The following is a 26829-nucleotide window of genomic DNA, read 5'->3' on the forward strand; positions in this document are numbered from 1 at the left end:
ATCTGCGCTACGAGCGTTCCGAACCGACGGCCACCCGCCGGAAGTTCATATCGGATCGCTCGCTGTCGGACCAAGACGAGCGCAGTTGTCGACGTGGATGGGACAAGAATTGATGACAGATCTCGACGACCGGAGGTCTTCGGACCGACCGGCCACCACCGGCAATCGCCGCAGCGCACGGCTGCCGCGCGATGCCCGTCGGGCGCAACTGCTCGCCGCTGCGAGCGAGATATTCGTAACCCGCGGATATCACGCGTCCGGAATGGACGAGATCGCAGAATGTGCAGGCGTGAGCAAGCCGGTCCTGTACCAGCACTTTCCCGGGAAGCTCGAGCTGTACCTTGCGGTACTGCAGAGCTACGTCGACACTCTGATCGCTGGAGTACGGCAGGCCCTGCGCTCGACCACAGACAACCGCCAGCGCGTGCGCGCCGCAGTACTGGCGTTCTACGACTTCGTCGATACCGATACACAGGGCTTCCGCCTGGTCTTCGAGTCGGACCTGATGGGCGACCCGCAGGTCAATGCGCGCGTCGAACAGGCGACCGAGGCCTGCGTGGACGCCGTGTTCGATCTGGTCGCCCACGACTCCGGGCTCGACCCCTACCGAGCCCGCGTGCTCGCGGTCGGTCTGGTCGGCGCCAGTCAGTTCACAGCGCGGTACTGGCTCGAGGCCGATCGGCCGATCTCCAAGGAGGACGCAGTCGACACCACTGTGTCGTTGGCCTGGGGCGGACTGTCGCACGTTCCTCTGCAGTCGCCGTAGCGCGTCGTACACCTCATCCAACGCCGCACGCCCCCGACTCGAAATCCGAGTCAGGGGCGTGCGGTGCGTTTCCTGGCAGTTTCAGGCGGTCGCGAACCCGACCTTCCGAGCATCGGACGGGCCGATCTCGACGTACGACACCTTGGCGGCCTGGATCAAGAACTTGCGTCCCTTCTCGTCCTCCAAAGACAGCACTGCGTCCTTACCGGCGAAGGCGGTCGATACGAGCGCTTCGACCTCGGCCGGGGACTGCGTGCTGTTCACGACGAGCTCACGGGAACTCTCCGAAACACCGATCTTGACCTCCACGGTCAACCTCCGAACTCTCGACAACTCTGCTCACGCCAGGCTAGTGCAGCGGGCTCACTCACTGCGCCCGCAGCCCTGTGCTGTCAGCGAACACCGGGCGTGGGCGGGTCAGTCCAGGCCGAGCGAGGACATGCGTTCGGAATGCTGTTCCTGCATTCGATCGAACAGGGCAACGACCCCGTTGAGGTCGCCCGATGCGGAGATGACGAGATCGGTCAACGAATCTCGCTGCGCGAGCACGAACTGTGCCTGGGTGATGGCCTCGCCCAGCAGACGCCGACCCCACAGCATCAGGCGTGCCTTGTCCTGGGTGCTCGCGCGCACTCGGTCCGATACCTCGTGCACGACGAATTCCGAGTGGCCGGTCTCGGCGAGCACATCGCGAACGATATCCGCCACGTCCGGGTCGAGGCTGTGCGCGATCTGCCGGTAGAAGTCGGCTGCGATTCCGTCGCCGACATAGGCCTTGACGAGGGACTCCAACCACGTGGACGGCGTCGTGGACGCGTGGTAGTCGTCGAGCGCGCGCGCGAACGGTGACATCGAGGCGTACACGTCGAGTCCGCGGTCCGACAGGGCCCGCTCCAGGGTCTCGAAGTGGCTCATCTCCGCCGCCGCCATGCTGGCCAGGGCCACCCGCCCTTCCAGGGACGGTGCCATCCTGGCGTCCTCGGCCAGCCGGTAGAACGCCGAGATCTCGCCGTACGCGAGCACCGCGAACAGATCGGGCACTCCGGGGTGATCGTGTGCGATGGCGGGTTCGATGCGGGTGCTGGGCGGGCCAGGTTCGGTCGAACCTGCCGACCCGGCGAACGTGGTGGATGCAGCTACGGACGACGGCTCCGACGAGTGGGGTCCCATGGCTGGCAATCGTAGTCCCGTGTGCGATGCCCCGTCGCAGCGCGCGCAGGACCTGCCGTCACCGGGCGACGATGGAGAATTCGGTTCGGCAAGCTACCATGGAACCCGATCGTCGCTCGCGGACCGATTAAACGGACCGAAAGAACACGCGATGATCATCGATAATGTGTGCGCACCTGATCCGGGTCGCCTCGACAGCTTCGCCGCAGCGGACGTCACAGTCCGTGGCCGCGCTGAGGCTGACGGCGACATCACATCGGATTGAGGGCATCGACTTCGGCCGGCAATAGGCCTGTGCCCTTCCTTGTGCGTACGTTCGACCACGAGGAAGGCAGTCCCCTGAGCAAGATAGTCATCGACCAAGAATCCGAGACCGGCGACACGACGATGTCGGCACAACTGGACGACACTCACGTACCTCCCACATTCGCCGAACTGAACGTGGACGCTTCCATCGTTCGGGCGCTGTCCGAAATGGGAATCGAGCGAACCTTCGCCATTCAGGAGTTGACGCTGCCACTCGCCATCGCCGGCGACGACCTCATCGGTCAGGCGCGCACCGGAATGGGCAAGACCTTCGGCTTCGGAGTACCTCTTCTGCATCGCCTGGCCACCGACAACTCCGGAACCACCCCGCTCGACGGCACGCCGCGCGCGCTCGTCATCGTGCCGACCCGAGAACTGTGCGTCCAGGTCAGCTCCGACCTCGAGAACGCCTCGAAGTACCTCAGCGGTGCGAACGGTCCGGTCAAGGTGCTGTCCATCTACGGCGGTCGGCCGTACGAGGCACAGATCAGCGCGCTGCAGAAAGGCGTGGACGTCGTCGTCGGTACGCCCGGCCGACTGCTCGACCTCGCCAAGCAGAACCATCTGATCCTCGGCAAGATCGGCGTCCTGGTACTCGACGAGGCCGACGAGATGCTCGACCTCGGATTCCTGCCCGATATCGAACGCATCCTCGGCATGGTGCCCGACAAGCGCCAGACGATGCTCTTCTCGGCAACGATGCCCGGGCCGATCATCACATTGGCCCGCACATTCCTCACGCAGCCCACGCACATCCGCGCCGAAGAGGCGGAGTCCTCGGCGGTCCACGATCGCACCGCCCAGCATGTCTACCGGGCGCACGCACTCGACAAGGTCGAGATGGTCGCCAAGGTACTCAAGGCCGAGGGACGCGGAGCAACCATGGTGTTCACCCGCACCAAGCGCACCGCGCAGAAGGTCGCGGACGAACTGTCCGAGCGCGGCTACTCCGTCGGTGCCGTACACGGTGACCTCGGCCAGGTCCAGCGCGAGAAGGCACTCAAGGCCTTTCGCACCGGCAAGATCGACGTCTTGGTTGCAACCGACGTCGCGGCTCGCGGTATCGACATCGACGATGTCACGCACGTCATCAACTACCAGTGCCCCGAGGACGAGAAGACCTACGTGCACCGGATCGGCCGTACCGGCCGTGCCGGACGTACCGGTATCGCAGTCACCCTCGTCGACTGGGACGACATTCCGCGCTGGCAACTGATCGACAAGGCCCTCGATCTCGGCATGCCGGATCCGCTCGAGACGTACTCGAGCTCGCCTCACCTGTTCACCGACCTCGGTATCCCTGCCGATGCCACCGGCACCATGCGCAAGGAACCGTCGCGCGTGTCGGAGGAGTCGGACGGCGACAGCACGGCAGGCTCCGCGTCGACGGCAGCCGACCCGTCCACGCCGACCAAGCCGCGCCGCTCGCGCAGTCGTCGACGTACCCGCGCCGGGCAGGACAGCCAGAAGGCGTCCGGTTCCACCGAGTCCGCAACCGCCGCCGCGTCGGGTGCCCCCGAGGGCGGCGCAGGAGATTCTGCATCGGACACGACCACCAAGACCGCTCCGCGTCGCCGCAGACGCCGCCGGTCCAGTGGATCCTCCGCCGATGCCGGGCCGGCCACCGCGAGCGCGTCGGAGTAGCCTCCCGTCGTGCTGGCTCCAGAACGTCGGACGAGAACCGACCTCGTCGTCGCAGCAGCCATTGCAGTGGTGGTACTGGTTGCCATGGGCACCGCGTGGTTCACCGGCGATGCCCGCGGCACCACCTCGGTGCCCGCCGGAGAACCGCTTCCCGCGGTCGAGCCGGCGACCGCTGTGCCTGCGTCCCTGACCGAACTGTGGCGCGCAGCGAGCGGGGCCACGGACGCCGCCCGCACACCGGTGCCGGTTGTCACCGGGTCCTCGGTGGTGACCGCCGACGGGGGGTCGGTCGTCGGTCGAAGCCCACGGTCCGGCGAACAGGCCTGGTCCTACAGTCGTGATCTGCCGCTCTGCGCGGTGGTCTCGTCCTGGAACACCGCAGTCGCGGTCTACCGCGATGATCGCGGCTGTTCACAGGTGACCGAACTCGGCGGGGCAACCGGGCAGCGGACTGCGCAACGCACATCCGACGCCGACGCGGCGGTTCGTCTGTCCTCCGACGGCACCTACGTGACGTCGAGGGGCGATACCCGCATGGAACTGTGGCGATCGGACATGGTGCGCACCCTCGAGTACGGTCGGGTCGCTGCCCCGGTCAATCCTGGTAGTCAGCCGAGGACCGGGTGCACTCTGTTGTCCTCGGCGTCGTCGAACTCCCGCACCGCCGTACTCGAGCAGTGCCCGGGCGAGGCCGCAGCCAGATTGTCGGTGCTCGCTCCCGCCCCCAAGGACGCGAGCGAACCCGAGGAGTACGGGTCGACCGTAGTACCCGAACTCGTTCCCGGGCCCGACTCCCCTACTACCGGAAGCATCATCGCGGTAACCGGAAGCCTTGTTGCGCTGCATATTCCAGCAGAGAACGGTAGACCTGATCGAGTCGGAATCCTCGACGACTCGGCCGCGAAGATCTCCGAATTCACCCTGCCCGGCACCCTCTCTCCCGCTCAGGGCTCCCCGAATTTGCCTGCGACGAAAGCAGGTTCGGTCTTCACCTGGTTCACCGGCGCAGGAGTGCAGGCGTTCGATACCGCCGACCTGTCGCCGTCGTGGTCCTACCCCGGAGCCCTCGGGAGCGGAGCCGTCATGGCAGGACGGCTGCTGGTTCCGGTGCCCGACGGTATCGCGGTGCTCGATCTCGCAACCGGCGTCGCGACGGCCGAGATCCCGGTCGACCGAGGCGACTACGCCGGTCCGATCCAGATGTCGGTGATCGGTGATGTGGTCGTCGAGCAGCGCGGCGACCACCTCGTCGCTCTCGGCTGACCAATCTGCCCGCGGAACGGATCTACTCGGCCGAGTCGTACGTTGTCAGCGCTGCTCCGTCGTCCCAGTGCGCGAGCAAGTTCTCGGCGAGTTCCCGATAGGCCTGCGCTCCCTTGTTCTTTCGCCCCGACAGCACCGTCGCGCCCGATGCGCTCGCCTCGGCGAATCGAACGGTCCGCGGGATAGGTGGCGCCAGGACCGGCAGCGCGTATCTGTCCGAAACGTCACCGAGCACATCCCGGCTGTGGGTTGTACGAGCGTCGAACAGTGTGGGCAGTGCGCCGAGCAGTGTCAGGTCGGGGTTGGTGATCTGCTGCACCTCGGACACCGTCCGCAGCAGTTGGCCGACTCCTCGATGAGCGAGGGTCTCGCACTGCAGCGGCACCAGCACCGACTGTGCGGCGGTGAGACCGTTGAGGGTCAGCACTCCGAGCGAGGGTGGACAGTCGATCACGACGACGTCGAAGTCCTCGAGGATCGGACCGAGCGCACGCTTGAGCGCGAACTCACGACCAGCACGCATCAGCAACAGCGCTTCCGCTCCTGCGAGGTCGATCGTCGCCGGCAACAGCACGATCCCTTCCGCAGTCTCTATCAGCACGTCCTCGACCTCGGCGTCCCCCGTCAGCACTTCGTGCACAGAGGAGTCGAGCTTGTCCGGGTTGTGCCCGAGAGAGAACGTCAGGCAGCCCTGCGGGTCGAGGTCGACCACCAGCACCCGTCGGTCCAGCGCATGCAGCGCAGCGGCAAGCGAGGCCACCGTGGTGGTCTTGGCCACGCCGCCCTTCTGATTCGCTACCGCAAGAATTGTCGTCACGGCCCTGATCCTTGCGTACATCGAGCCGATGAGCGAGGGTTCGGCACCTCCCGGGCGCGTCAGTGCATCGAAACCGGTGTCGCCGCTCCTTCACCGACATGCTTGGTGCGAGGCAGGAAGTACGCGGGAACGAACGTCAGGACGATCAGGACCAGCGCAACCATGAAGGTGGTTCCGAAGGCCCGCGCCGAGATGTCGAACGCTTCGGCCGGGCTGGTGGCGGTCGCGGCAGGCTTCTGCTGAGCCGTGAGCACCACGGCCATCAGTGCGGTACCGATCGAACCGGCGGCCTGCTGGACGATGTTCATCAAGGTCGAACCGCGAGCAACGGTTTCGTTCGTCAGCGTCTGCAGGGCAGCGGTTATGATCGGCATCATCGTCGAACCGAGGCCGAGTCCCATGACGAACAGTGCACCGATCAGCAGGGTGTACGAGGTGTCGGTACCCACCTGAGTGAACACGGCCATACCGGCTGTGATGAGGCCCATGCCCACCAGCACGATGCGGCCAGGGCCGGTCTTGTCGGCGATGATCCCCGCAATCGGCATGGCGATCATCGCTCCGATGCCCTGCGGTGCGAGCAGCAGCCCGGCAGACAGGGTCGATTCGCCGCGAAGCAGAAAGTAACTGGGGAACAGCAGCCCCGCGCCCATGAAGGCGATCATGAACAGGGTGGTGGTGATCACCGCTACCGACAGCGACCTGTTCCGGAACAACCGCAGATCGATCAAGGGATGCTCGACGCGACGCGCGTGAAATACGAACAGCACGATCAGAACCAGGCCCACGATGACCGGGGCGAGCACCTTCACCGCCAGGACGGTTTCGGTTTCGACGACCGAGGATGCACCGTAGAGGAACAACGCAAGGCCGGGCGAGAGCATCAGCATGCCGCGGAAGTCGAAGGATTCGGAGGGGCTCGGATCGTCCTTGGGGAAGATCGCGATGGCCGCTATCAGGGCAATGATGCCGATCGGCAGGTTGATCAGGAAGATCCAGTGCCAGCTCGCCGCGTCGATCAGCCAGCCGCCGAGGATGGGCCCCGCGATGGGTCCGATCAGCATCGGAACACCCAGTACCGCCATCACCCGGCCGATGCGCTCGGGGCCTGCAGCGCGCGTCATGATGGTCATGCCGAGGGGCATCAGCATGCCACCGCCGAGGCCCTGCAGCACTCGGAACACGACCAGAGAGGTGATGTCCCAGGCGAAACTGCACAGCACCGAACCGAGGACGAACAACACGAGCGCGGTGATGTAGAGGCGCTTGGTTCCGAAGCGATCGGCAGCCCAGCCGGTCAGGGGTATGACTGTTGCCAGGGCCAGGGTGTAGCCCGTCATGGTCCACGCGGCGTTGGCGTACGTGGTGCCGAACACGTCGGTGAACGTTCTCAGGGCCACGCTGACGACGGTGACATCGAGAATCGACATGATGGCACCGAGTACCACGACCCCGGCGATCTTCAGCAACGCGCCGTCGAGCTTGTGCGGCGCATCCGAGAGCGCAGGCTTGTGCAGGTCGGTCATTTTTCTCCAGATCGATATCGGTGTCCGTGTGGTCTGCCATCGGGGCGCGTTGCCGGGCAGAGTTCACTGCGCACGAGGCGGTGAAGATTCGTGTGACAGTAACCGTCCAGTAGGTCCGTGCTCAACGGAATTCGGCCGATGCACTGCGCCGGGTGCCTATGACAATGCCCACATCTGCAGTTCGGGCATGATCGCTGTCATGACTACACACGCCGCCGTCGACGCCGGCAGAGTTGTTCTGCTCAGACACGGGGAGACCGAATGGGCTCTCGCCGGAAAACACACCGGAAACACCGACGTTCCACTCACGAGCGTCGGCGAGCAGCAGGCCGTCGATGCGGGGTCGTTGCTGAGGCTGCTGCAGCTGCGCGATCCGCTGGTGATCTCGAGCCCACGGGAACGGGCACGCAGAACCGCCGAACTCGCCGGCCTCGAGGTCGATCGAACCTGGGATGCATTGTCGGAGTGGGACTACGGGGACTACGAGGGCATCACGTCCGACGAGATCCACCAGACGGTTCCGCACTGGACCGTGTGGACTCATCCGTGTCCTGGTGGTGAGTCGATCAGCGATATCGCGGTTCGGGTCGAGTTGGTCCTGTCGGTGGTCCTGCCACTGCTGGACTCGCGCGACGTCGTACTCGTCGGCCACGGCCACTTCTCGCGCGCTCTCATCGCGGGGTGGACGGAGGCGTCGGTCACCGAAGGCAAACGGTTCGCCATGTCACCTGCTGCATATTCGTTGCTCGGCTTCGAGCACTCGTTCCGCCAGGTCGTTGCGCACAATGTGCATCCGTCCATTCTCGGCGCGGCCGCAGCGGCTACCGAGGGCGGACGATGATCCGCCGGGCGAGAGAGTCCGATGTACCTGCCATCACCGCTCTCGTGCACGAACTCGCCGCGTACGAGAAGTCGTCGTCGCTGTGCACCGTGCGAGCCGAGCAGCTCCGTTCTGCACTGTTCGGGGCGCAGCCGTCGGTGTTCGCACACGTCGCCGAGCACGAAGAAACGGTGGTGGGGTGCGCGCTCTGGTTTCTGAATTTTTCGACGTGGGACGGCGTCAACGGAATCTATCTGGAGGACCTGTACGTGCAGCCGTCGGCGCGAGGCGGTGGCCACGGCACCGCGCTGCTCGCAGCGTTGGCCGCCGAATGCGTCGAGCGTGATTACACGCGGCTGACCTGGTCCGTTCTGGATTGGAACACGCCTTCGATCGGCTTCTACCGATCGTTGGGTGCGCAGTCGCAGGACGAGTGGACCACGTTCCGATTGACCGATGATGCGCTCGTCGAACTCGCCGCGTCCGCGCGGTGACAGGTCTGATTCAGCCGAGTTCGTCGTCGACGTCGCTGTATTCCGCTGCCATCCACTGCGAGGACGGCGGACTGAACAGCAGTGCGAGCACAGCGATGACGACAAGACCGAGAACGATGCCGTAGGCGGTCTGATGCGATCCGGTCAGCAGCGACCACGCGACGGGCAGGAGCAGTAGCTGGACGACGGTGGCGATGGCTCTGCCCCAACGTTTTCCGAGTATCAGTGCGACGCCGGCGGCCCCGACTCCGACGCCGAGAACGCCGAACCAGCCAGCGGTGCCGTAGCCGTTGGCGACGGCGTTGTCCCCGTCGCCGGAGAAGGCCCGGACGAGTAGGACGACCGCGGCGATCAGCGAGGCCGCGCCCTGGGCCGCGACGAGGACACCTGCGGATCGAAACGTGACCGGCGGCGTGAGGTTCTCGGGTGTGGTGGACACGCGACCAGCCTAGGCAACCAGAAGTGGAGCCCGCGGAACGACCCGTTAGTGTCTGTGCTCGTGCATGCGCTGCTGATCGTCAATCCCAATGCGACTTCCACGACCGCAGCGGCGCGTGATCTGTTGGCTCACGCGTTGGCCAGTCGAGTGCGGGTGACAGTTGCGCATACGACTCATCGAGATCATGCGTCGGAGCTGGCTCGGGGTGCCCGTGAGGACGGGATGGGTCTGGTGATCGTCCACGGGGGCGATGGCACGGTCAACGAGGTGATCAACGGACTGCTCGGGGTGCCGTTGCCGACCTCGATGCAGGCGGTGACGATCGGTGCGATTCCGCCTATTGCGGTTGTTCCCGGCGGTAGTGCGAATGTGTTCGCTCGTTCGCTCGGTATCGAGGCGGATCCGGTGGCGGCGACGAATCAGCTGATCGGGTTGCTCGATGCGCGGGCGCGGCGGACGATCGGGTTGGGCCACTGCGACAATCGATGGTTCACATTCAATGCGGGGATGGGCTTGGATGCCGAGGTGTGTCGCGCTATCGATGCCAGCCGTAAGGACGGTAGGCCGGTATCGGCGACGCGGTATGTGCGGTCCGCGGTGCAGGAGTTCTTCAAGCACAAGCGCAGGCCGGCACGGTTGACGGTCGAGGTGTCGGGGCTCGATCCGTTCGAGCGGGTGCACTATGCATTCGTCTCGAATTCGAGTCCGTGGACGTATCTGAACGAGCGACCGGTGCACACGAATCCCGGGACTGGTTTCGATTCCGGTCTCGGTCTGTTCGCGATGCAGTCGACTGCTCTGTTTCCCACGCTGCGGGTCTCGCGGCAGTTGCTGTCCAAGGGAGCGGAGCCGAAGTCTCGCAAGCTGATTCGTCTCGATGACGTACCGAATGTGCGAATTTCCTCGGCGGAGCCGGTCGGCCTGCAGATGGATGGCGATTACTTGGGTGAACGCACGGAGGCGGAATTTTTCTCCACTCCCGACGCGTTGGAAGTGGTGGCTCCGGGGGCGTAGGCGCTGGTTGCGCCGGGCCCACGAGAGCCCGTATGCACGCGTTCGTGCGAAAAAACGAGCGAAAACTGTCTGCTCCAGGTACAAAGGAGCGCAGAATATGTGAGCCTAACAGAGTGAGCTTGACCACGGTCACGCGCGTAGCCCTTGACTTCACCTGAGTTCGTGAAAGCATTCACAAGCAACAGTGCGGAAACATTGGTTACCCACTCGTGAACAGAAGAGAAACGAACGGCGCTGCGGCGCCCGGTAAGGAGCAGAGGATGGACTGGCGCCACAAGGCAATTTGTCGCGATGAAGACCCGGAACTATTTTTCCCGGTGGGAAACAGTGGCCCGGCTCTCGCGCAGATCGCCGATGCCAAAGTCGTCTGCACTCGGTGCCCCGTCACCGCTGAATGCCTGTCCTGGGCACTCGAATCCGGTCAGGATGCCGGAGTGTGGGGCGCAATGAGTGAAGACGAGCGCCGTGCGCTCAAGCGACGCAACGCACGTACGCGCGCACGCAGCACAGTCTGAGACGCTTTAGCACTACCCCGGGAGGCCCGGTATCCGCTCGCAGCGGGTGCCGGGCCTTCTGCTCGGGTGAGGGATGTAGCGCAGCCTGTGGATGTAACACAGCATGTGGACGTAACGCAGTATTCACCGAGCGTGTATCAGGGCCGGGCCGCGCGGCGTCCCAACGGAACCCTCAGCATCGCGTCGGTTCCCCCGCCTGGTGCCGGATGCAGGCCGAGCGACCCGCTCAGCTCCACCGAAACCAGGGTGCGGACGATCTGCAGGCCCAGCCCGTCCGAGCGCTCCAGCGAGAATCCACTCGGTAGACCGCGCCCGTCGTCGTGGATGACCACGTCCAGCCATTTCGCGGATCGATCTGCACCGATCCTCACCAGACCTGCCGATCCGGCGTCGAAACCGTGCTCCATCGCGTTCTGCACCAGTTCGGTCAGCACCATGACCAACGAGGTGGCTCGCTCGGCCGAGAAGACTCCGAGTTTGCCCTCGCGTATCACTCGCACCCGCGGGTTGACCGTTGCGATGTCGAGCATGATCGGTACCAGTCGATCGACTATCTCGTCGAGATCGATTTCCTCGTCGACCGACATCGACAGCATTTCGTGTACGAGGGCGATGGACGTGACCCGGCGGACCGATTCGGCCAGTGCAGTGCGCGCTTCTTCGTTCTCGAGTCGACGAGACTGCAATCGGAGCAGGGCCGCAACGGTCTGCAGATTGTTCTTGACGCGATGGTGGATCTCCCGGATGGTCGCATCCTTGCTGAGCAGGGCGCGGTCGCGTCGTTTCACCTCGGTGACATCGCGAACCAGTACCGCCGCACCGGCGGACCGACCGTGGGGCTGCAGCGCCAGCGTGCGAACCAGAACGGTGGCACCGCGGGCGTCGACCTCCATCCGATGACCCACGTTCCCGTTGATGGAGGACCGAATATGGTCGGCGACGTCCTGCGAGTCGAACGGGTCGGTCACCAGTGATCGGGTGACCGACGCCAGGTCCCGGCCGGACAGTTCCGTCGTCAGTCCCATCCGGTGGTACGCCGAGAGCGCGTTCGGACTGGCGTACTCCACCCGACCCTCGGTGTCGATGCGGATGAAGCCGTCACCGGCCCGAGGAGAGGAGTTGACGTCGGTGCGCTCCTCCGGTGTCGGAAACGTGCCTTCACTGATCATCAGGCAGAGGTCATCGGCGCACTCTCGATAGGCCACCTCGAGTGCACTGGGCGGGCGAAGCTGGGCCGGGTTGGTATCGCGCGTCAGCACTGCGATCACGTGCTCGCCGCAGCGCACCGGAATACTCTCGCTTCGCGTCTGGACACCGCTCTGGACGATCTTGCGTTGCTGTAGGGCGACCATGACATCCGGGTGCTCAGAGTCGGAGATCGTCGTGCCGACGATGTCGTGCGTGAACACCGTCGGTGCAGTCGTGGGACGGCATTGGGCCACACACAGCACGTCGGCGTTCGCACTGGACACGTCGTCCGTTCCGACCCACAGGAGAACGTCCGCGAAGGACAGGTCCGCCAGCAGCTGCCACTCCCCTACGACACGTTGCAGATGGTCGACGGCATTGCCGGGAAGGTCGGTGTGTTCGGCGAGCAGGTCACTGAGGGTCGACACGTGATCTCAGGTAACCGTGGATCAGGACACGACGGCGATGAGATCGCCCTGCTGGATGACATCACCCACCGCGACGTCCACGGACGTGACCGTCCCTGCCGTCTCTGCCAGCACCGGAATTTCCATCTTCATCGATTCCAGGATCACCAGAGTGTCACCGATCTCGACAGCGTCACCTCGGCCCACGACCACCTGAAACACCGTGGACACCATCTCCGCTCGAACGTCCTCGGACATCGACGAGCCCCTCTCTCACGTCACCACGCACTGTGCCGGACACCCACTCGGGCCAGGCCCGTCACAGTAAGCCAATCACACGTGGGACACTGTAGTGAACAAACGAGAGGAGCCCATCATGGGAAAGCGTGGACGTAAGAAGCGTGCTCGTAAGGGCAACAAGGCCAACCACGGCAAACGTCCCAACAGCTGACGGTTTGCCGCGAACCGGCGAGGGGCCGAGAAGCATCTGCTTCTCGGCCCCTCGTCTGTTGTCCGAAGTCGGGTGTCGGGTGTCCGGCGCTACTGATCGGCGTCGGTCTGGCGAATCAGCACGGTCCTGCGTATCTCGACGCTCAGTCGTTCGCGCAGTCCCGCCGGTGCCTGGTCTCCGCCGCACTTGCGCGAGATCAGCTTCTTGACTTTTTCTTCGATTCCGTAGGCCTCGAAGCACGATCCGCACTCGTCGATGTGCTTCTGCAGGCGTGCGCGGCTTGCCTCGTCACACTCGTTGTCGAGCATGATCCACACGTCTGCGATGACCGCCGAGCAGTCGAGGTTCTCGAACTGCTCGCCTGCGTCGGCATCTCCGGTACCCGTCATCGCACTACCTCCTGCTCGTGGCGATCGACTGCGCCGTCCCGGTTGAACCCTCGCTCGCGCGCCACACCGGCCAGCAATCCCCTCAGCTGCTTACGTCCGCGATGCAGCCGAGACATCACCGTGCCGATCGGAGTACCCATGATCTCCGCGATCTCCTTGTACGGGAATCCCTCGACATCGGCGTAGTACACGGCCATCCGGAACTCTTCGGGCAGCGACTGCAATGCCGCTTTGATGTCGTCGTCGGGCAACGCGTCGAGTGCCTCGACCTCTGCGGAGCGCAGTCCGGTCGACGTGTGCTCGGCGGTGGCGGCGAGCTGCCAGTCACTGATCTCGTCCGTCGGATACTGAGCGGGCTGACGCTGCTTCTTCCGATAGGAATTGATGTACGTGTTGGTCAGAATCCGATAGAGCCACGCTTTGAGATTGGTCCCGTCGCGGAACGACCGAAAGGCCGAATACGCCTTCACGAACGTCTCCTGCACCAGGTCCTCGGCGTCGGCGGGGTTCCGCGTCATCCGCAGCGCTGCACCGTAGAGCTGATCGAGCATGGGCAACGCATCGCGCTCGAAACGCTCGGTCAGCTGAGCCTCGGTCTCGGCCGCGCGCTGCTCCGCGATCGCCTTCTCGTCCTCGATTGCAGTGGCTGCTGCTGCGGGAGTCCTGGCTTCTGTCACGCTGATCCCTTCGGTAGCTTCCACCGTCCAGGCTACCGCGCCGGCCACCGACTTCGGCGCAGAGATCACCTCCGCCAATGCCAGGGGACGCTCCGCGGTCAGCAATGCCATAGTTCGTTCCTTCCGCCCTCGTACGTATCTGTGAGTGCACAACACTGCTCCGTGCCGACGTGTTCCCGCCGGATCGCTAGAGTCCCGTTGATGGCCGCGTCCACACCCGCTCTCGCACTGCTCACCGCACAGGGGGTGGCCCACACCGTGCATTCCTACGACCACGACCCGCGGGCCCAGTCCTACGGCGAGGAGGCAGCACAGATACTCGTCGAACGGCTCGGAGTTCGCCCCGAACGAGTGTTCAAGACTCTCGTCGTCGAACGTGCCGATCGCTCACTGGCCGTTGCAGTCGTGCCCGTCACGACCACGCTCGCGCTCAAAGCAGCGGCGGCGGCGCTGGCCACCCGCAAGATCACCCTGGCAGACAGAGCTGCAGCGGAGCGGTCCTCGGGATACGTGTTCGGCGGAATATCGCCCCTCGGCCAACGCAGATCCCTACCCACGGCGATCGACGACTCCGCTCTGGATTTCGAGACGATTCTGTGCAGCGGCGGACGCAGAGGACTCGAAATCGAAGTGGCCCCGGACGATCTGGTCCGGCTCACCCGCGCGACAACCGCGCCCATCGCCGCGCGCTGATCCCGAATGAGCGAAGATGGACCCGTGAGCACTTGGACAGCCCCCGCCGCCGTCGCACCCGTCGACGCGACCGTCACTCTCCCCGGATCGAAGTCGATCACCAATCGCGCGCTGATCATCGCCTCCCTGGCATCTGGTCCATCGAGAATCACCGGTGCCCTGCGCAGTCGTGACACGGACCTGATGATCGACGCTTTGTCGACGCTGGGAATCGAGATCACGGCCGCGCCGGACGACCGAACGGCACTGACGGTGACCCCGGCTCCGCTTCGTGGCGGAGCGGTGGAGTGCGGACTCGCAGGCACTGTCATGCGTTTCGTACCGCCCCTGGCCGCGCTTGCCGTCGGCGAGGTCTCGTTCGACGGTGACGAGCAGGCACGCAGTCGCCCTCTGGACACGATTCTCGACGCGCTGCGCGCGGTGGGAGCCGAGATCGAGGGAAGTGCGCTGCCGTTCACGATGCACAGCACGGGCTCACTGCGCGGCGGACCGGTCGAGATCGACGCCTCGGGATCCTCGCAGTTCGTCTCGGGCCTGATGCTCTCGGCCACCGCATTCGACGAGGGCATAGAAATCCACCACGTCGGCAAGCCCGTTCCGTCCATGCCGCACATCGACATGACGGTCGAGATGCTGCGGAGAGCAGGCGTGCGGGTAGAGACCCCCGAGAGCGGAGGCGACGCGAACACCTGGCGCGTCCACCCGGGGCCGGTCGCCCCGACCGAATGGAGCATCGAGCCGGACCTGTCCAACGCGACCCCTTTTCTGGCTGCGGCTGTCGCAACGAAAGGCGTAGTGCGCGTTCCGAACTGGCCACAATCGACCACTCAGCCCGGTGACGCGATTCGCGAGATACTCGCGCAGATGGGCGCGCGAGTCGATCTGAGTGCGGGCATCCTCACCGTCGAAGGACCGGATACGTTGCACGGCATCGACTTCGATCTCCACGATGTCGGCGAGCTGACCCCGACGGTCGCCGCGCTGGCGACGCTGGCGCAGGGCCCATCGATCCTGCGCGGTATCGCCCATCTTCGTGGTCACGAGACCGATCGACTCGCCGCGCTCACGACCGAGATCACGCGGCTGGGCGGCCGCGCAATCGAAACCGAGGACGGCATCCGCATCGAACCGGCCGCGCTGCACGGTGGCTGCTGGCACTCGTACGCCGACCACCGGATGGCCACGGCGGGAGCAATCGTCGGACTGCGAGTTCCCGGAGTCGAGGTCGACGATATCGGCACCACGGCCAAGACGCTCCCTGGATTCGAGAAGCTATGGGACGCAATGCTGTCCGCGTCGACACCGAGCGGGGTCGGCTCCTGACCGCGCGTCGATACGACGAGTCCGACGTCCGAATCCGGCCGGGCAAGAGTTCACGCCCGCGCACCAAGACTCGGCCCGAACACAACGACGCCGAGGCCGGCATGGTCGTCTCGGTCGACCGCGGCCGATGGGGATGTGTGCTCGGCGGCGATCCGTCCCGCCCGGTCGTGACGATGCGGGCTCGTGAGCTCGGCCGCACCCCGATCGTCGTGGGCGACGAAGTCGACATCGTCGGCGACCTGTCGGGCAAGGTCGACACGCTCGCTCGAATCGTCCGCGTGGCCGAACGCCGCACGGTGTTACGCCGAACGGCAGACGACACCGACCCGTTCGAGCGCGTCGTGGTGGCCAACGCCGATCGCTTGCTCATCGTTGCCGCACTCGCAGATCCGCCACCACGTACCGGCTTCGTCGAACGAGCGCTGGTCGCCGCATACGTCGGCGGCCTCGAACCCGTACTGTGCCTGACCAAGAGCGACCTGGCCGACCCGGCCGAGTTCACCGCCGCGTTCACCGATCTCGACCTGCCGGTGGTTCTTGCTGGGCAGTCCGAGGACCTCACCGAGGTCACTGCGATGCTGACCGACAAGGTGACTGCCCTCGTCGGCCATTCCGGCGTCGGCAAGTCCACGCTCGTCAACAGATTGGTGCCCGACGCCTATCGCGCGACCGGCGTGGTCTCGGGCGTCGGCAAAGGACGACACACCTCCACTCAGTCGGTGGCGCTGCCGCTACCCGGCGGCGGCTGGGTGGTGGACACTCCGGGTATCCGGTCGTTCGGCCTGGCCCACATTTCTCCGGAAAACGTCGTCGCCGCTTTCTCGGACCTCGCCGGAACGATCGAGGACTGCCCGCGGGGGTGCACTCACCTCGGCCCTCCAGCCGATCCCGAATGCGCGCTGGACACCCTCACCGGCGACCCGGCTCGGCGCGTGGCCGCGGTGCGCCTACTTCTCGAGGCCGTTCGAACCAACGAAGCCTGGTAGCGGCCGCCCCCTTTCGGGGACGGCCACCACCAGGCGTGCACGCAGTCTGTGACTTACGCGGCCGTCCGCACCGGCCTACGAGTCCTCTTGCGCTTCTTCGTTTCTGCGATTGCGGTACGCAGACCGCGACGCTTGCCGGTCGCGGGATCGACGGTGAACAATCCGGTCGGACCATCGGCGAACTTGCGCTCGGATGCGGTTTCCGGAGCATCGTCGCTGGTCGCCTTCAGGTACTTGTTGGGCAGCGAGAGTTTCGCGATGGTCCGCCACGACAGGAAGTACTGGTGGACGATCGACCCTGTCGTGTAGGGCAGGTCGTACTTCTCGGCGAGTTCGACCACTCGAACCTTGATTTCCCGCAGGCGGTTGCTGGGGAGATCGGGAAAGAGGTGGTGCTCGATCTGGTAGCAGAGGTTACCGCTCATGAATTCCATGACGGGGCCCGCGTTGAAGTTCGCGCTGCCGAGCATCTGACGCAGGTACCACTGCCCCTGTGTCTCGCCCTCCATGTCGGACTTGGTGAACTTCTCCGCACCGTCCGGGAAGTGTCCACAGAAGATCACGGTGTTGGTCCACACGTTCCGGATCATGTTGGCGGCGATATTGGCCGTCAACGTGCTCTTCCACGCAGGACCGGTCAGCAGCGGGTGCAGGATGTAATCCTTGCCGATCTGCTTGCCGACCTTCTCGAGCACTTCACGACGCTTCTGCTCGAACTCCTCGCGTGGCACGCGGCCCTTGGCAACCTTGCCCAGTTCGAGATGCTGCAAGGCCACGCCGTACTCGAAGAACAACTGCAGCAGCAGGTTCAGGACCGGGTTCGCAAGGTTGAACGGCTTCCACCGCTGGTCGCGGGTGACGCGGAGCAGGCCGTAGCCCACGTCGTCGTCCATGCCCAGAATGTTGGTGTACTTGTGATGAATGTAGTTGTGCGTCTGCTTCCAGTGCGCCGACGGTCCCGTGTTGTCCCACTCCCACGAGGTGGAGTGAATTTCGGGATCGTTCATCCAATCCCACTGGCCGTGCATGACGTTGTGGCCCAGTTCCATGTTCTCGATGATCTTCGCGGCCCCGAGCATGGCCGTACCCGCGAGCCACGCCGGTCGGCGTCGACTGGCGAACAACAGTGCTCGGCCGCCGATGTCGAGAGAACGCTGGAGACGGATGGTGTTCTTGACGTACCGGGCGTCGCGTTCACCGCGGGACGCCTCGATGTCACGCCGAATCGCATCGAGCTCGTGACCCAACGCCTCGATGTCGGCATCGGTGAGATGCGCGTATTCCTTGATGTCCGTTATCGCCATGGATACAACCTCCTGGCAGTCGTGAACACACAGCATGCAGGTGATGGGCCATGTGCAATTCCGCCTCCTACCGTACCGTAGGTTACGGTCGCGTAGGTTGCGTCGAGCAATCTGTGTGACGATTCACAATTCGTCGCGGCCACCCGATTGACGGAGAGCCTTCGCCTGACGCTTGGCTTCCTTCTTCGCATTGCGCAGGGCGATCCGGGCCTCTTGCATGGCCGATCGCAATCCACGACGCTGTCCGGTGAGCGGGTCGATCCGGAGCGCATGGACCGTCGGCGAATCGCCCACCCGCCAGCGCCGCTCGGACGAGGTCTCGGGAGCATCGTCGGACGTCGCCCGCAACCACCTGTCGGGCAGCGACAGCTTGTGAATGGTTCGCAGCGCCAACAGATACTGCTTACCGAGCGAACCCGTCGTGTACGGCAAATCGTACTTCTCACACAGTGCGTGCACCCGCTCGGCAATTTCGGAGTACCGATTGCTCGGCAGGTCCGGGAACATGTGGTGCTCGATCTGGTAGCACAGATTGCCGCTCATGAAGGCCATCACCGGCCCCGCCTCGAAGTTGGCGCTGCCGAGCATCTGGCGCAGGTACCACTCGGGACGCGTCTCCGTCTCGAACTGTCCGATCGTGAACTTCTCGGCACCGTCGGGAAAATGACCACAGAAGATCACCGCGTAAGCCCACAGGTTGCGGACGAGGTTGGCGGTGGCATTGGCCGTGAGCGTGGACTTCCACGCCGGTCCGGTCAGGGCGGGAAACAGGACGAAGTCCTTGCCCACCTGTCGGGCTATCTTGCGTGCGAAGGCCCGAGTCGCAGGCGACTTCAACAGGCCCTTCTCGTTCTCGCCGTCCAACTGCTTCTGAGCGTCGTAGTCGTGCAACGCGATACCCCACTCGAACGTCGCCGCCAACACGATGTTGGCGAGAGGTTGAACGAGGTTGATCGGCTTCCACGGCTCGTCCCTGGTCATGCGCAGGATGCCGAACCCGATGTCGTCGTCCATACCGACGATGTTGGTGTAGGTGTGATGCGAGTAGTTGTGCGCACGCTTCCACTGCTCGGACGGCCCGGTCTGATCCCACTCCCACGACACGGAATGGATCTCCGGATCGTTCATCCAGTCCCACTGGCCGTGCATCACGTTGTGGCCGAGTTCCATGTTCTCGATGATCTTGGAGACACTGAGCATCGCCGTCCCGACGAGCCAGGCCGGTCGATACTTGCTGCCGAGCAACACCGCGCGCCCACCGAGCTCCAACAGCCGCTGCAGCCTGATGGTTCGCCTGATGTACGCAGCATCGCGTTCGCCGCGACTGTCTTCGACGTCTCGACGAATCGCGTCCAGCTCACGCCCGAACGCTTCCATGTCCGCTTCGCTCAGGTGCGCGAACTCTTTGATGTCGGTGATGGCCACCGGGTCCTCCAACAGTTGAGAAGCAGTGCCCGAAATGCCAGCTTTCGGCGTGGGCAACCTACGTAAGCGTAACCGAACAGCCTGAGAAGGCCGTGTGCGAAAAACAGACCTACAGTTCCAATGTGCAATCGCCCGCAGCAGCGGAAATACAGGTCTGCACGCGTTCACCCTCGGCGTGTTCCTTGCCCGAACGTAGGTCGATGACATGCCCTGCCGTCAACGGGACCACACACGTCTGGCAGATACCCATCCGGCAGCCGAACGGCATCTGAACACCGACTCCCTCGCCCGCTTCCAGCAGACTCGTCGCCCCGTCGACAGCGACCTTCTTGTCCGATTTGGAGAACGTCACCGTGCCGCCCGCACCGGAGGTGTCGGCCCTGGAAATCTCGAATCGCTCGAGGTGAAGTTTGTCCTCGATCCCCTCCCGCTTCCAGGTCTTCTCGATCTCTTCGAGCAGAGCCGCAGGGCCACAGGCCCATGTGTCTCGCGTCCGCCAATCGGGGTACATCGCGTCGAGAGAGGCGAGCGCGAACTTGCCGCCGGATCGCGTCAGCTGCACATGAGAGGTGAAATTGGGGTGGGTTTTCTCCAGCGCGGCGAGTTCCGCGGCGAACATGACCTCGTCCTCGGTGGGGGCCGAGTGAATATGGACCGTGTCGGGCATGTCCCCGTGCCGATCGAGCGCCCTGAGCATCGAGATGACCGGGGTGATGCCACTGCCCGCGGTGACGAACAGGATCTTGTTCGGCGGCGGCACCGGCAATGCGAAGTTGCCCTTCGGAGCGGCAAGGCGAACGATGGTTCCCTGCGGCACACCGCCGACGAGGTGCGAGGACAGGAAGCCCTCCGGCATCGCCTTCACGGTGATGGAGATCAGCTTGTCTTCCCAGTCCGGCGGTGAGGTCAACGAATACGACCGCCAGTGCCACCGGCCGCCGAGGTGCAGACCGATACCGATGTACTGACCCGGCTGATAGTCGAAATTGAAGCCCCAGCCGGGCCGAATCACCAGGGTCACCGCAGTGGCGGTTTCCTTCTCCACACGTACGATCCGACCTCGCAGTTCGCGAGCCGACCACAGTGGATTCGCCAAATGCAGATAGTCGTCCGGCAACAAAGGCGTGGTGATGCGGGTGAAGGCACCGCGCACCATGTTCAGCCTGGGACGCTTGGGTGCCGAGACGCCTGCCGCGGGAGCTTCCAGCCACTTCTTCAGATCCATCGGGTGTTCCATCTCCTCGATCGAGACACTGAGCCGTATGCGGTCATCGAGGTTACGCTACCGTAGGTTCTCGGCCAGGGTTGTCTGCGCCACAACTCTGCGGGGACGATCACAGCGAAATCAGAGCAGCTCGAGCAGGAACGACAACTCCTGTGGGGCGTACCACGCCAACGTGTGATCCTCGGCGTCCCCCAACACGAACTCCGCGTCGATATCGCCCATGTCGGCCGCGTCGACGACTGCCACGGCCTTGGCAACCGCCGATTCGGCACCTTCGAGATCGACGTGCACCGACGCGACCTGATCCATCCGCACAGGATCCGCCAGCCGTACGACGGCATCGTCGAGATCGGGTCGCAGTGTGGGATCGTCCACATCGGCTGCGATCACGGCCCGCCGATACACCACGCCCTCGGCGACCGTCCCCGTATCGGCCTCGCCGTCGACGGCAGCAGCGATCAGCCGCAGCGAGGCACGGGCCGCCTCCCCCATCGCGACCTCGGCCAACTCCTCGTCGTCACCGGAGGAGTAGGCCTCACGCAGGGTCGGCGTCACCGCGAAGGCCGTGCGCGAGACCGGGCTGAATTCGCCTTCCGCCGACAACACTTTCAAGAACTCCAGCGTCGCCGGAACATAGACTCGCATTGCGAAGACCTCACACTCTCGATTCGTTACTCGCGTCGACCAACTCTTCCAGCGCCTCGTGCAACAGCGCTGTCACCACGTCCACATCCGGCATGGCACCACGGTCGGCGTTGAGCCCGAAGAACACGAAGCCGTCGTACGACGTCAGCCCGATGCTCAGCGCCTGATTCTCGAACAGCGGCGAGACCGGGTACATCTCGAGCATCCGCGCACCGCCGACATAGAGCGGAAATTGTGGCCCGGGCGCGTTGGTGACGATCAGATTGAACACCCGCTGCGACAGCCGGCTTCCCGCTCGCACCCCCATGGCATGCAGGCTCGCCGGGGCAAACCCGGAGATCCGCATCAGTGTCTGCGCAGTCACACCGCGACTCTGATGGGCGTGTGCCTCGGTGGCGTGCGCGATATGTGAGAGCCGAACCACCGCATTCGATTCACCCACCGGCAGGTCGACGAGGAACGAGGAGACCTCGCTTCGATCGTCCTCGCTGCGATCGTCCTCGGCCGACTCGATCGGTCGGTCGCCCACGTCCCCGAACCCCACGCGATCGGCGGAGACGTACACCGACATCGGCACCATCGCTCGTACCGTCGAGGACGCCGTCACCGGTTCCCCGCGCGAGAGCAGCCAGTTTCGCAGTGCCCCGGTCACCACCGCGAGCACCACGTCGTTGATCGAGCAACCGAACCTGTTGTGGATTCTCCGATAGTCCGACAGCTCCGTCTTGGCCACCGCGAATCGTCGATTTCGGGAGATCGGGGCATTGAGTGGACTCGAGGGAGCGCTCTGGGTCGCAGTACGCAGCACCGCGGCAACTTTGCCCGCGGCGCGCAGTGCATCGCCCGCGACTTCGGCGACGCCGTTGACCGCGCCGCGCAGCGCCTCGATGCCCTCCCCCGGCCGCACCACCAACTCCGTCAGCGCGTCGATGACCAAGGCGGAGTCCTTGGGTTCGCGCGCGGGCATCCACAACTCCTCGGCCATCGGGGCCGGATTCTTGCTCGCGTCGAGGATGACCTGACCGATGTCGAGGGCGTGCTCACCGTCGACCAGGGCCGAATGGGACTTGGTGAAGATGGCGAAGCGGTTTTTCGACAACCCCTCGACCAGGTACATCTCCCACAGCGGGCGGGTGCGATCGAGGGGGCGCGAGGTGAGCCGCGCGATCAGATCGTGCAACTGGTCGTCCGAACCCGGTTTCGGAAGCGCCGAACGCCGGATGTGATACGTGATGTCGAAGTCTGCATCGTCGACCCATACCGGCCGCGCCAGGCCGAACGCGACCTCGCGGACCTTCTGCCGGTAGCGGGGAACCAAAGCCAGACGCTGCTCCACCAACGACAGCAACCGCTCGTAGCTGAACCCGCTGCGAGGGGTCCGGAAGATGGCGAGCGATCCGAGATGCATGGGACTACTACTGGCCTCGAGAAAGTAGAACGACGCATCTTGCGTTGTCAGCCTCGTTGCCATCGCGTGTTACCAGTCCCCGTCCTCGCATGAAGTACGCGCCCGATCCTGTCCCCGTGCGCGCGATGTCCTCGAACCTAGAGTACGTGGCGGACGGGCATCGGTCGCGCGGTCTTTCGATGACTCGTGTCGCGCAATCTCGTGTGAATCGACAGGGAACCGAACGGGGCCGGAGACCGTCAATCTCGGTGTGAGCGTCATCGAATCGAACGAGCCACCCGGCCCCGGCGACACGTTCGGACCGGACCCACGGCTGCAGGCCGAACAGCACTGCTTCCTCTCCCGCGCAGCGCCGTTCGAGCCGCCACTCTCGCCGGGCACCGTGCACCGTCGTGGCCCGACGACTGCCGCCGAACCGATACCGGCCCGGCATCGACCGTCGGTGCGCAGCAATCCATCCCGCCGACGGATCGAGCCGCCCGCCGCACGGCCGGCCGTGCCTGCCGATGCGCGCTCGACTGCCGAGCGCGCGATGCGCGTGCTGATCGAAGTGATCGATCGCCGGCGAAGCGCCGATCAACTGTCGGGGTTGTTCACCGCCTCGATGATCGACCTGGTGCGGACGATCGTGCGCAACCCGCCGCCGGGGCGACGGCTCGGGTTGGCCACGATCAGCCGAGTGCACGTCGTGTACCGGTCGGAGGTGTCGGCAGAGATATTCGGCTCGTACACCCGCGGGCCCCGAATGTTCGCCTTCGCCGGCCGAATCGAGTTGGCAATCGATCCGCGCCGCCCCGGATGGACGGTCACGTCGTTGCGCGTGGGGTAGTGCTGCCACCCTGCAACGACGCGACCGCTGTCCGCTACTTCTTGCGCTTGGAGCGAGCTGCCTTCTTCGGTCCCTTGCTCTGCGCCCTCGCCGCTTCCCGACGCTCTCGGCGGGTACCGTCAGCCGCGGACTGGCCGGCAGTAGCCGATCCCGATCTGCGAACCGCGGTGCCGCCGTCCTCGGCCGGACCGGAGAACGTCAGTCTCTGCTCGTCCCGGTCCTCCAGACCCTTCGCACGCAGAGCCGAGGGCACGGCCGGTGCCGGGGGTGCCGGAGCAGCGGGCGGCGCGGTGGGTGTCGGACGCGCGGTCGTTGCGGCGGGTGCTCCCGTGGGCGCGCCTGCAGCCACCGGAGACGCCAGTCCCGGAGCCACCGCGAGCCCAGCCGAGGCGGCGGGCCCAGCAGGAGCCGGTGTCGCCTCCACCTGCAGGTTGAACAGGAAGCCGACAGATTCCTCTTTCAGGCCCTCGAGCATGCCCTGGAACATGTCGTAGCCCTCGCGCTGGTATTCCACCAGCGGGTCACGCTGCGCCATGGCGCGCAGGCCGATGCCTTCCTTGAGGTAATCCATCTCGTAGAGATGCTCACGCCATTTGCGGTCGAGCACCGACAGCAACACTCGACGCTCCAGTTCACGCATGCCGTTCTCGCCTGCGATACCGTCGATCTCGGCTTCCCGCGTGACGTACGCAGCGCGCGCATCCTCGAGCAGCGCCTCACGCAGTTCGTCGCGACTGAGGTCGCCCTTCACGCCGTCCTCGTCCTCGGCTGCGAGGACCTTGTGATCGAGGCCGACCGGGTAGAGCGTCTTCAGCGCGGTCCACAGCTGCTCGAGGTCCCAGTCCTCGACGTAGCCTTCGGCCGTGGCACCGTCGACGTAGGCGCTGATCACGTCGGTGATCATGCCCTCGACCTGGCCCTCCATATCGGCCCCTTCGAGGATGCGACGACGCTCCTCGTAGATGACGGTGCGCTGCTGGTTCATCACCTCGTCGTATTTGAGGACATTCTTACGGATCTCGAAGTTCTGCTGCTCGACCTGCGTCTGAGCGCTCTTGATGGCCTTGGACACCATCTTGGCCTCGATCGGAACATCGTCGGGCAGGTTGAGCCTGGTCATGATCGACTCGAGTGCTCCGCCGTTGAATCGGCGCATCAATTCGTCACCGAGGGACAGGTAGAAGCGCGATTCACCCGGATCACCCTGACGACCGGAGCGACCTCGCAGCTGATTGTCGATGCGCCGCGAGTCGTGGCGTTCGGTGCCCAGCACGTACAGCCCACCCGCTTCACGCACGGTGTCCGCATCGGCCTTGACCTGCGCCTTGACTTTCTCGAGAGTCGGCTCCCACGCCGCCTCGTAGTCCTCGGGGGTCTCCACCGGGTCCAGGCCCTGCTTGCGGAGCTGCAGATCGGCGATGATGTCCGGGTTGCCGCCGAGAACGACGTCGGTTCCACGGCCTGCCATGTTCGTCGCGACGGTCACTGCGCCCTGGCGCCCGGCTTCGGCGATGATCGTCGCCTCCTGCTCGTGGAACTTCGCGTTGAGCACGTTGTGCGCGACGCCGCGCTTGGTGAACTGCTTCGACAGGTACTCCGAGCGCTCGACGCTGGTGGTACCGATCAGCACCGGCTGGCCCTTCTGGTGCCGCTCGACGACGTCGTCGACGACGGCGTCGAACTTCGCCTCTTCGGTCTTGTAGATCAGGTCACCGTTGTCCACTCGGACCATGGGACGGTTCGTCGGAATCGGGATGACACCGAGTCCGTAGATCTGATGAAGCTCGGCTGCCTCGGTCTCGGCGGTACCGGTCATTCCGGACAGCTTGTCGTAGAGCCGGAAGTAGTTCTGCAGCGTGATGGTGGCCAAAGTCTGGTTCTCGGCCTTGATCTCCACCTTCTCCTTGGCCTCGATCGCCTGGTGCATGCCCTCGTTGTAACGACGCCCCACCAGGATGCGGCCGGTGAACTCGTCGACGATGATGACCTCACCGTCGCGGACGATGTAGTCCTTGTCCTTGGTGTAGAGCTCTTTGGCCTTGATCGCGTTGTTGAGGTAGTTCACCAACGGAGAGTTGGCGGCCTCGTACAAATTGTCGATACCGAGCTGATCCTCGACCAGTTCGACGCCTGCCTCGTGCACACCGATGGTGCGCTTGCGGATGTCGACCTCGTAGTGAGTGTCGACCTTCAGCATCGGTGCAATGCGTGCGAATTCGCCGTACCACTTGCTCGAGGCGTCCGCAGGCCCGGAGATGATGAGCGGCGTTCGGGCCTCGTCGATGAGAATCGAGTCGACTTCGTCGACCACGGCGAAGTTGTGGCCCCGCTGCACCAGATCGTCGAGCGAGTGCGTCATGTTGTCGCGCAGGTAGTCGAACCCGAACTCGTTGTTGGTGCCGTAGGTGATGTCGGCGGCGTATGCGGTGCGGCGTTCGGCCGGGGTCATGCCGGCGAGGATCACATCGACGGTCAAGCCGAGGAACCGGTGCACACGACCCATCCACTCCGAGTCACGCTTGGCGAGGTAGTCGTTGACCGTCACCACGTGGACGCCTTCGCCGGAAATCGCATTGAGGTACGCGGCGAGAACACACGTCAGGGTTTTGCCCTCACCGGTCTTCATCTCGGCGATATTGCCGAAGTGCAGCGCGGCTCCGCCCATGACCTGGACGTCGAAGGGTCGCTGCGAGAGCACTCGCCACGACGCTTCCCGCGCCACCGAGAATGCCTCCGGCAGGAGCTGGTCCAAGCTCTCACCTGCGGCGTACCTCTCCCGGAACTCCGCGGTCTTGGCGCGGAGTTCGTCGTCGGAGAGACTCTCGACGTCAGCAGACAGGGTCGAGACGTGGTCAGCGATGTTCTTGAGCCGCTTGACCATGCGACCTTCACCAACACGGAGCAGCTTGGAAAACGACAGCGACGGCACGGGCTTTCTCGTCCTCGATCCTCGGTTCACGGGTACTGACACGAACAACACTGCACTACGAACAACACTGCATTACGAGCAACGCTTCGTAATTTCAGCGAGCTCACGGGTTCGTCACCACGGCTTGTGCGCGGCGGCTGACCCGAACGCGTCCATGGTAGGCGGTGCCGCTGTGA

Annotated in this window: 26 protein-coding genes and 1 pseudogene; 12 read left to right on the top strand and 15 right to left on the bottom strand. The window is 64.6% G+C overall.

What is annotated here, in order from left to right; all coding sequences use genetic code 11:
* Positions 1–112: 112 nt before the first annotated feature.
* The gene (locus tag ACOQFP_RS08315; RefSeq protein ID WP_094674752.1) at positions 113–766 is read left to right on the top strand and encodes a TetR/AcrR family transcriptional regulator; all 654 of its coding nucleotides are present in this window, start codon (positions 113–115) and stop codon (positions 764–766) included.
* 81 nt (positions 767–847) lie between these two features.
* On the opposite strand, the gene ACOQFP_RS08320 is transcribed toward ACOQFP_RS08315, so the two are convergent.
* Positions 848–1075: a DUF3107 domain-containing protein gene (locus ACOQFP_RS08320; protein WP_421584007.1), complete on the bottom strand. Its 228-nt coding sequence runs from the start codon at positions 1073–1075 to the stop codon at positions 848–850.
* Between the two features lie 108 nt (positions 1076–1183).
* Positions 1184–1936 (bottom strand): ferritin-like fold-containing protein, encoded by a 753-nt coding sequence (locus ACOQFP_RS08325; protein ID WP_241256818.1) that lies wholly within the window; start codon positions 1934–1936, stop codon positions 1184–1186.
* Positions 1937–2240: 304 nt separating this feature from the next.
* On the opposite strand from ACOQFP_RS08325, the pseudogene ACOQFP_RS08330 reads away from it, so the two are divergent.
* Positions 2241–3572, top strand: a pseudogene (locus ACOQFP_RS08330) (DEAD/DEAH box helicase); the annotation flags it as partial.
* Positions 3573–3895: 323 nt separating this feature from the next.
* Positions 3896–5149: a hypothetical protein gene (locus ACOQFP_RS08335; protein WP_421584008.1), complete on the top strand. Its 1254-nt coding sequence runs from the start codon at positions 3896–3898 to the stop codon at positions 5147–5149.
* 22 nt (positions 5150–5171) lie between these two features.
* Here the strand turns inward: ACOQFP_RS08335 and ACOQFP_RS08340 are convergent, their stop codons facing one another.
* Positions 5172–5966: a ParA family protein gene (locus ACOQFP_RS08340; RefSeq protein WP_206489852.1), complete on the bottom strand. Its 795-nt coding sequence runs from the start codon at positions 5964–5966 to the stop codon at positions 5172–5174.
* A 59-nt stretch (positions 5967–6025) separates the two neighbouring features.
* Positions 6026–7492 (bottom strand): DHA2 family efflux MFS transporter permease subunit, encoded by a 1467-nt coding sequence (locus ACOQFP_RS08345; RefSeq protein ID WP_421584009.1) that lies wholly within the window; start codon positions 7490–7492, stop codon positions 6026–6028.
* A gap of 199 nt (positions 7493–7691) precedes the next feature.
* On the opposite strand from ACOQFP_RS08345, the gene ACOQFP_RS08350 reads away from it, so the two are divergent.
* Complete coding sequence (locus ACOQFP_RS08350) at positions 7692–8333, top strand: acid phosphatase (protein WP_341243322.1); 642 nt, start codon at positions 7692–7694, stop codon at positions 8331–8333.
* The gene (locus ACOQFP_RS08355) at positions 8330–8806 is read left to right on the top strand and encodes a GNAT family N-acetyltransferase (RefSeq protein ID WP_341243321.1); all 477 of its coding nucleotides are present in this window, start codon (positions 8330–8332) and stop codon (positions 8804–8806) included. Before ACOQFP_RS08350 ends, ACOQFP_RS08355 begins: the two co-directional genes overlap by 4 nt.
* A 10-nt stretch (positions 8807–8816) precedes the next feature.
* On the opposite strand, the gene ACOQFP_RS08360 is transcribed toward ACOQFP_RS08355, so the two are convergent.
* On the bottom strand, positions 8817–9245 hold the full coding sequence (locus ACOQFP_RS08360; protein ID WP_206489848.1) for a hypothetical protein: 429 nt from the start codon (positions 9243–9245) through the stop codon (positions 8817–8819).
* A gap of 60 nt (positions 9246–9305) precedes the next feature.
* Here ACOQFP_RS08360 and ACOQFP_RS08365 point away from each other — a divergent pair, with 60 nt between their 5' ends.
* Both ACOQFP_RS08365 and ACOQFP_RS08370 read left to right on the top strand, forming a co-directional pair.
* Entirely contained in the window at positions 9306–10259 is a 954-nt protein-coding gene (locus ACOQFP_RS08365; protein WP_421584010.1) for a diacylglycerol/lipid kinase family protein, read from the top strand.
* Positions 10260–10519: 260 nt separating this feature from the next.
* Positions 10520–10774 carry a WhiB family transcriptional regulator gene (locus ACOQFP_RS08370; protein ID WP_008717730.1) on the top strand — a complete coding sequence of 85 codons (255 nt, stop codon included), beginning with the start codon at positions 10520–10522 and terminating at the stop codon, positions 10772–10774.
* A gap of 137 nt (positions 10775–10911) precedes the next feature.
* Here ACOQFP_RS08370 and ACOQFP_RS08375 read toward each other — a convergent pair whose 3' ends face one another.
* Together ACOQFP_RS08375 and ACOQFP_RS08380 are read right to left on the bottom strand one after the other, a co-directional pair.
* Complete coding sequence (locus tag ACOQFP_RS08375; protein ID WP_206489847.1) at positions 10912–12390, bottom strand: sensor histidine kinase; 1479 nt, start codon at positions 12388–12390, stop codon at positions 10912–10914.
* A 21-nt stretch (positions 12391–12411) separates the two neighbouring features.
* Positions 12412–12627, bottom strand: a complete 216-nt coding sequence (locus ACOQFP_RS08380; protein WP_341243320.1) for a biotin/lipoyl-binding carrier protein — start codon at positions 12625–12627, stop codon at positions 12412–12414.
* Between the two features lie 118 nt (positions 12628–12745).
* Here ACOQFP_RS08380 and ACOQFP_RS08385 point away from each other — a divergent pair, with 118 nt between their 5' ends.
* Positions 12746–12820 (top strand): 50S ribosomal protein bL37, encoded by a 75-nt coding sequence (locus ACOQFP_RS08385; RefSeq protein ID WP_370878772.1) that lies wholly within the window; start codon positions 12746–12748, stop codon positions 12818–12820.
* 89 nt (positions 12821–12909) lie between these two features.
* Here the strand turns inward: ACOQFP_RS08385 and rsrA are convergent, their stop codons facing one another.
* Positions 12910–13209, bottom strand: coding sequence for a mycothiol system anti-sigma-R factor (gene rsrA, locus ACOQFP_RS08390; protein ID WP_341243319.1), 300 nt, complete (start codon positions 13207–13209; stop codon positions 12910–12912).
* On the bottom strand, positions 13206–13997 hold the full coding sequence (locus ACOQFP_RS08395) for a sigma-70 family RNA polymerase sigma factor (RefSeq protein ID WP_241256815.1): 792 nt from the start codon (positions 13995–13997) through the stop codon (positions 13206–13208). The genes rsrA and ACOQFP_RS08395 overlap by 4 nt, the downstream gene beginning before the upstream one ends.
* 87 nt (positions 13998–14084) lie before the next feature.
* Between ACOQFP_RS08395 and ybaK the strand changes: the two genes are divergently transcribed.
* The 3 genes from ybaK to rsgA are packed head-to-tail and all read left to right on the top strand — an operon-like array spanning position 14085 to position 16888.
* Positions 14085–14579, top strand: a complete 495-nt coding sequence (gene ybaK / locus ACOQFP_RS08400) for a Cys-tRNA(Pro) deacylase (RefSeq protein WP_374222382.1) — start codon at positions 14085–14087, stop codon at positions 14577–14579.
* Between the two features lie 6 nt (positions 14580–14585).
* Entirely contained in the window at positions 14586–15902 is a 1317-nt protein-coding gene (gene aroA, locus ACOQFP_RS08405) for a 3-phosphoshikimate 1-carboxyvinyltransferase (protein ID WP_206489843.1), read from the top strand.
* A complete protein-coding gene (rsgA, locus tag ACOQFP_RS08410; protein WP_206489842.1) occupies positions 15854–16888 on the top strand; it encodes a ribosome small subunit-dependent GTPase A in 1035 nt (344 codons plus the stop codon). The genes aroA and rsgA overlap by 49 nt, the downstream gene beginning before the upstream one ends.
* 53 nt (positions 16889–16941) lie before the next feature.
* Here the strand turns inward: rsgA and ACOQFP_RS08415 are convergent, their stop codons facing one another.
* From ACOQFP_RS08415 to ACOQFP_RS08435, 5 genes are all read right to left on the bottom strand, one after another.
* Positions 16942–18192: a fatty acid desaturase family protein gene (locus tag ACOQFP_RS08415; RefSeq protein ID WP_206489841.1), complete on the bottom strand. Its 1251-nt coding sequence runs from the start codon at positions 18190–18192 to the stop codon at positions 16942–16944.
* A 123-nt stretch (positions 18193–18315) separates the two neighbouring features.
* Positions 18316–19617: a fatty acid desaturase family protein gene (locus ACOQFP_RS08420; RefSeq protein WP_421584011.1), complete on the bottom strand. Its 1302-nt coding sequence runs from the start codon at positions 19615–19617 to the stop codon at positions 18316–18318.
* A gap of 109 nt (positions 19618–19726) precedes the next feature.
* On the bottom strand, positions 19727–20842 hold the full coding sequence (locus ACOQFP_RS08425; protein WP_421584012.1) for a ferredoxin reductase: 1116 nt from the start codon (positions 20840–20842) through the stop codon (positions 19727–19729).
* Between the two features lie 120 nt (positions 20843–20962).
* On the bottom strand, positions 20963–21487 hold the full coding sequence (locus tag ACOQFP_RS08430) for a DUF6912 family protein (RefSeq protein ID WP_421584013.1): 525 nt from the start codon (positions 21485–21487) through the stop codon (positions 20963–20965).
* A gap of 10 nt (positions 21488–21497) precedes the next feature.
* The gene (locus ACOQFP_RS08435; protein ID WP_341243317.1) at positions 21498–22958 is read right to left on the bottom strand and encodes a wax ester/triacylglycerol synthase family O-acyltransferase; all 1461 of its coding nucleotides are present in this window, start codon (positions 22956–22958) and stop codon (positions 21498–21500) included.
* Positions 22959–23145: 187 nt separating this feature from the next.
* Here ACOQFP_RS08435 and ACOQFP_RS08440 point away from each other — a divergent pair, with 187 nt between their 5' ends.
* Positions 23146–23724 (top strand): Rv3235 family protein, encoded by a 579-nt coding sequence (locus tag ACOQFP_RS08440; protein ID WP_421584014.1) that lies wholly within the window; start codon positions 23146–23148, stop codon positions 23722–23724.
* Between the two features lie 34 nt (positions 23725–23758).
* On the opposite strand, the gene secA is transcribed toward ACOQFP_RS08440, so the two are convergent.
* Positions 23759–26653, bottom strand: coding sequence for a preprotein translocase subunit SecA (gene secA / locus ACOQFP_RS08445; RefSeq protein WP_341243315.1), 2895 nt, complete (start codon positions 26651–26653; stop codon positions 23759–23761).
* Positions 26654–26829: the final 176 nt, after the last annotated feature.

Source organism: Rhodococcus sp. MALMAid1271, assembly GCF_049195265.1.
Taxonomy (GTDB): domain Bacteria; phylum Actinomycetota; class Actinomycetes; order Mycobacteriales; family Mycobacteriaceae; genus Rhodococcoides.

Coding starts and splice junctions, on each gene's coding strand:
- rsgA (WP_206489842.1), top strand. CDS start 15,854: ATGGGACGCAATGCTGTCCGCGTCGACACCGAGCGGGGTCGGCTCCTG.
- ACOQFP_RS08325 (WP_241256818.1), bottom strand. CDS start 1,936: ATGGGACCCCACTCGTCGGAGCCGTCGTCCGTAGCTGCATCCACCACG.
- ACOQFP_RS08350 (WP_341243322.1), top strand. CDS start 7,692: ATGACTACACACGCCGCCGTCGACGCCGGCAGAGTTGTTCTGCTCAGA.
- ACOQFP_RS08415 (WP_206489841.1), bottom strand. CDS start 18,192: ATGGCGATAACGGACATCAAGGAATACGCGCATCTCACCGATGCCGAC.
- ACOQFP_RS08430 (WP_421584013.1), bottom strand. CDS start 21,487: ATGCGAGTCTATGTTCCGGCGACGCTGGAGTTCTTGAAAGTGTTGTCG.
- ACOQFP_RS08345 (WP_421584009.1), bottom strand. CDS start 7,492: ATGACCGACCTGCACAAGCCTGCGCTCTCGGATGCGCCGCACAAGCTC.
- ACOQFP_RS08425 (WP_421584012.1), bottom strand. CDS start 20,842: ATGGATCTGAAGAAGTGGCTGGAAGCTCCCGCGGCAGGCGTCTCGGCA.
- ACOQFP_RS08395 (WP_241256815.1), bottom strand. CDS start 13,997: ATGGCATTGCTGACCGCGGAGCGTCCCCTGGCATTGGCGGAGGTGATC.
- ACOQFP_RS08355 (WP_341243321.1), top strand. CDS start 8,330: ATGATCCGCCGGGCGAGAGAGTCCGATGTACCTGCCATCACCGCTCTC.
- ACOQFP_RS08315 (WP_094674752.1), top strand. CDS start 113: ATGACAGATCTCGACGACCGGAGGTCTTCGGACCGACCGGCCACCACC.
- ACOQFP_RS08380 (WP_341243320.1), bottom strand. CDS start 12,627: ATGTCCGAGGACGTTCGAGCGGAGATGGTGTCCACGGTGTTTCAGGTG.
- ACOQFP_RS08435 (WP_341243317.1), bottom strand. CDS start 22,958: ATGGCAACGAGGCTGACAACGCAAGATGCGTCGTTCTACTTTCTCGAG.
- ACOQFP_RS08370 (WP_008717730.1), top strand. CDS start 10,520: ATGGACTGGCGCCACAAGGCAATTTGTCGCGATGAAGACCCGGAACTA.
- aroA (WP_206489843.1), top strand. CDS start 14,586: ATGAGCGAAGATGGACCCGTGAGCACTTGGACAGCCCCCGCCGCCGTC.
- rsrA (WP_341243319.1), bottom strand. CDS start 13,209: ATGACGGGTACCGGAGATGCCGACGCAGGCGAGCAGTTCGAGAACCTC.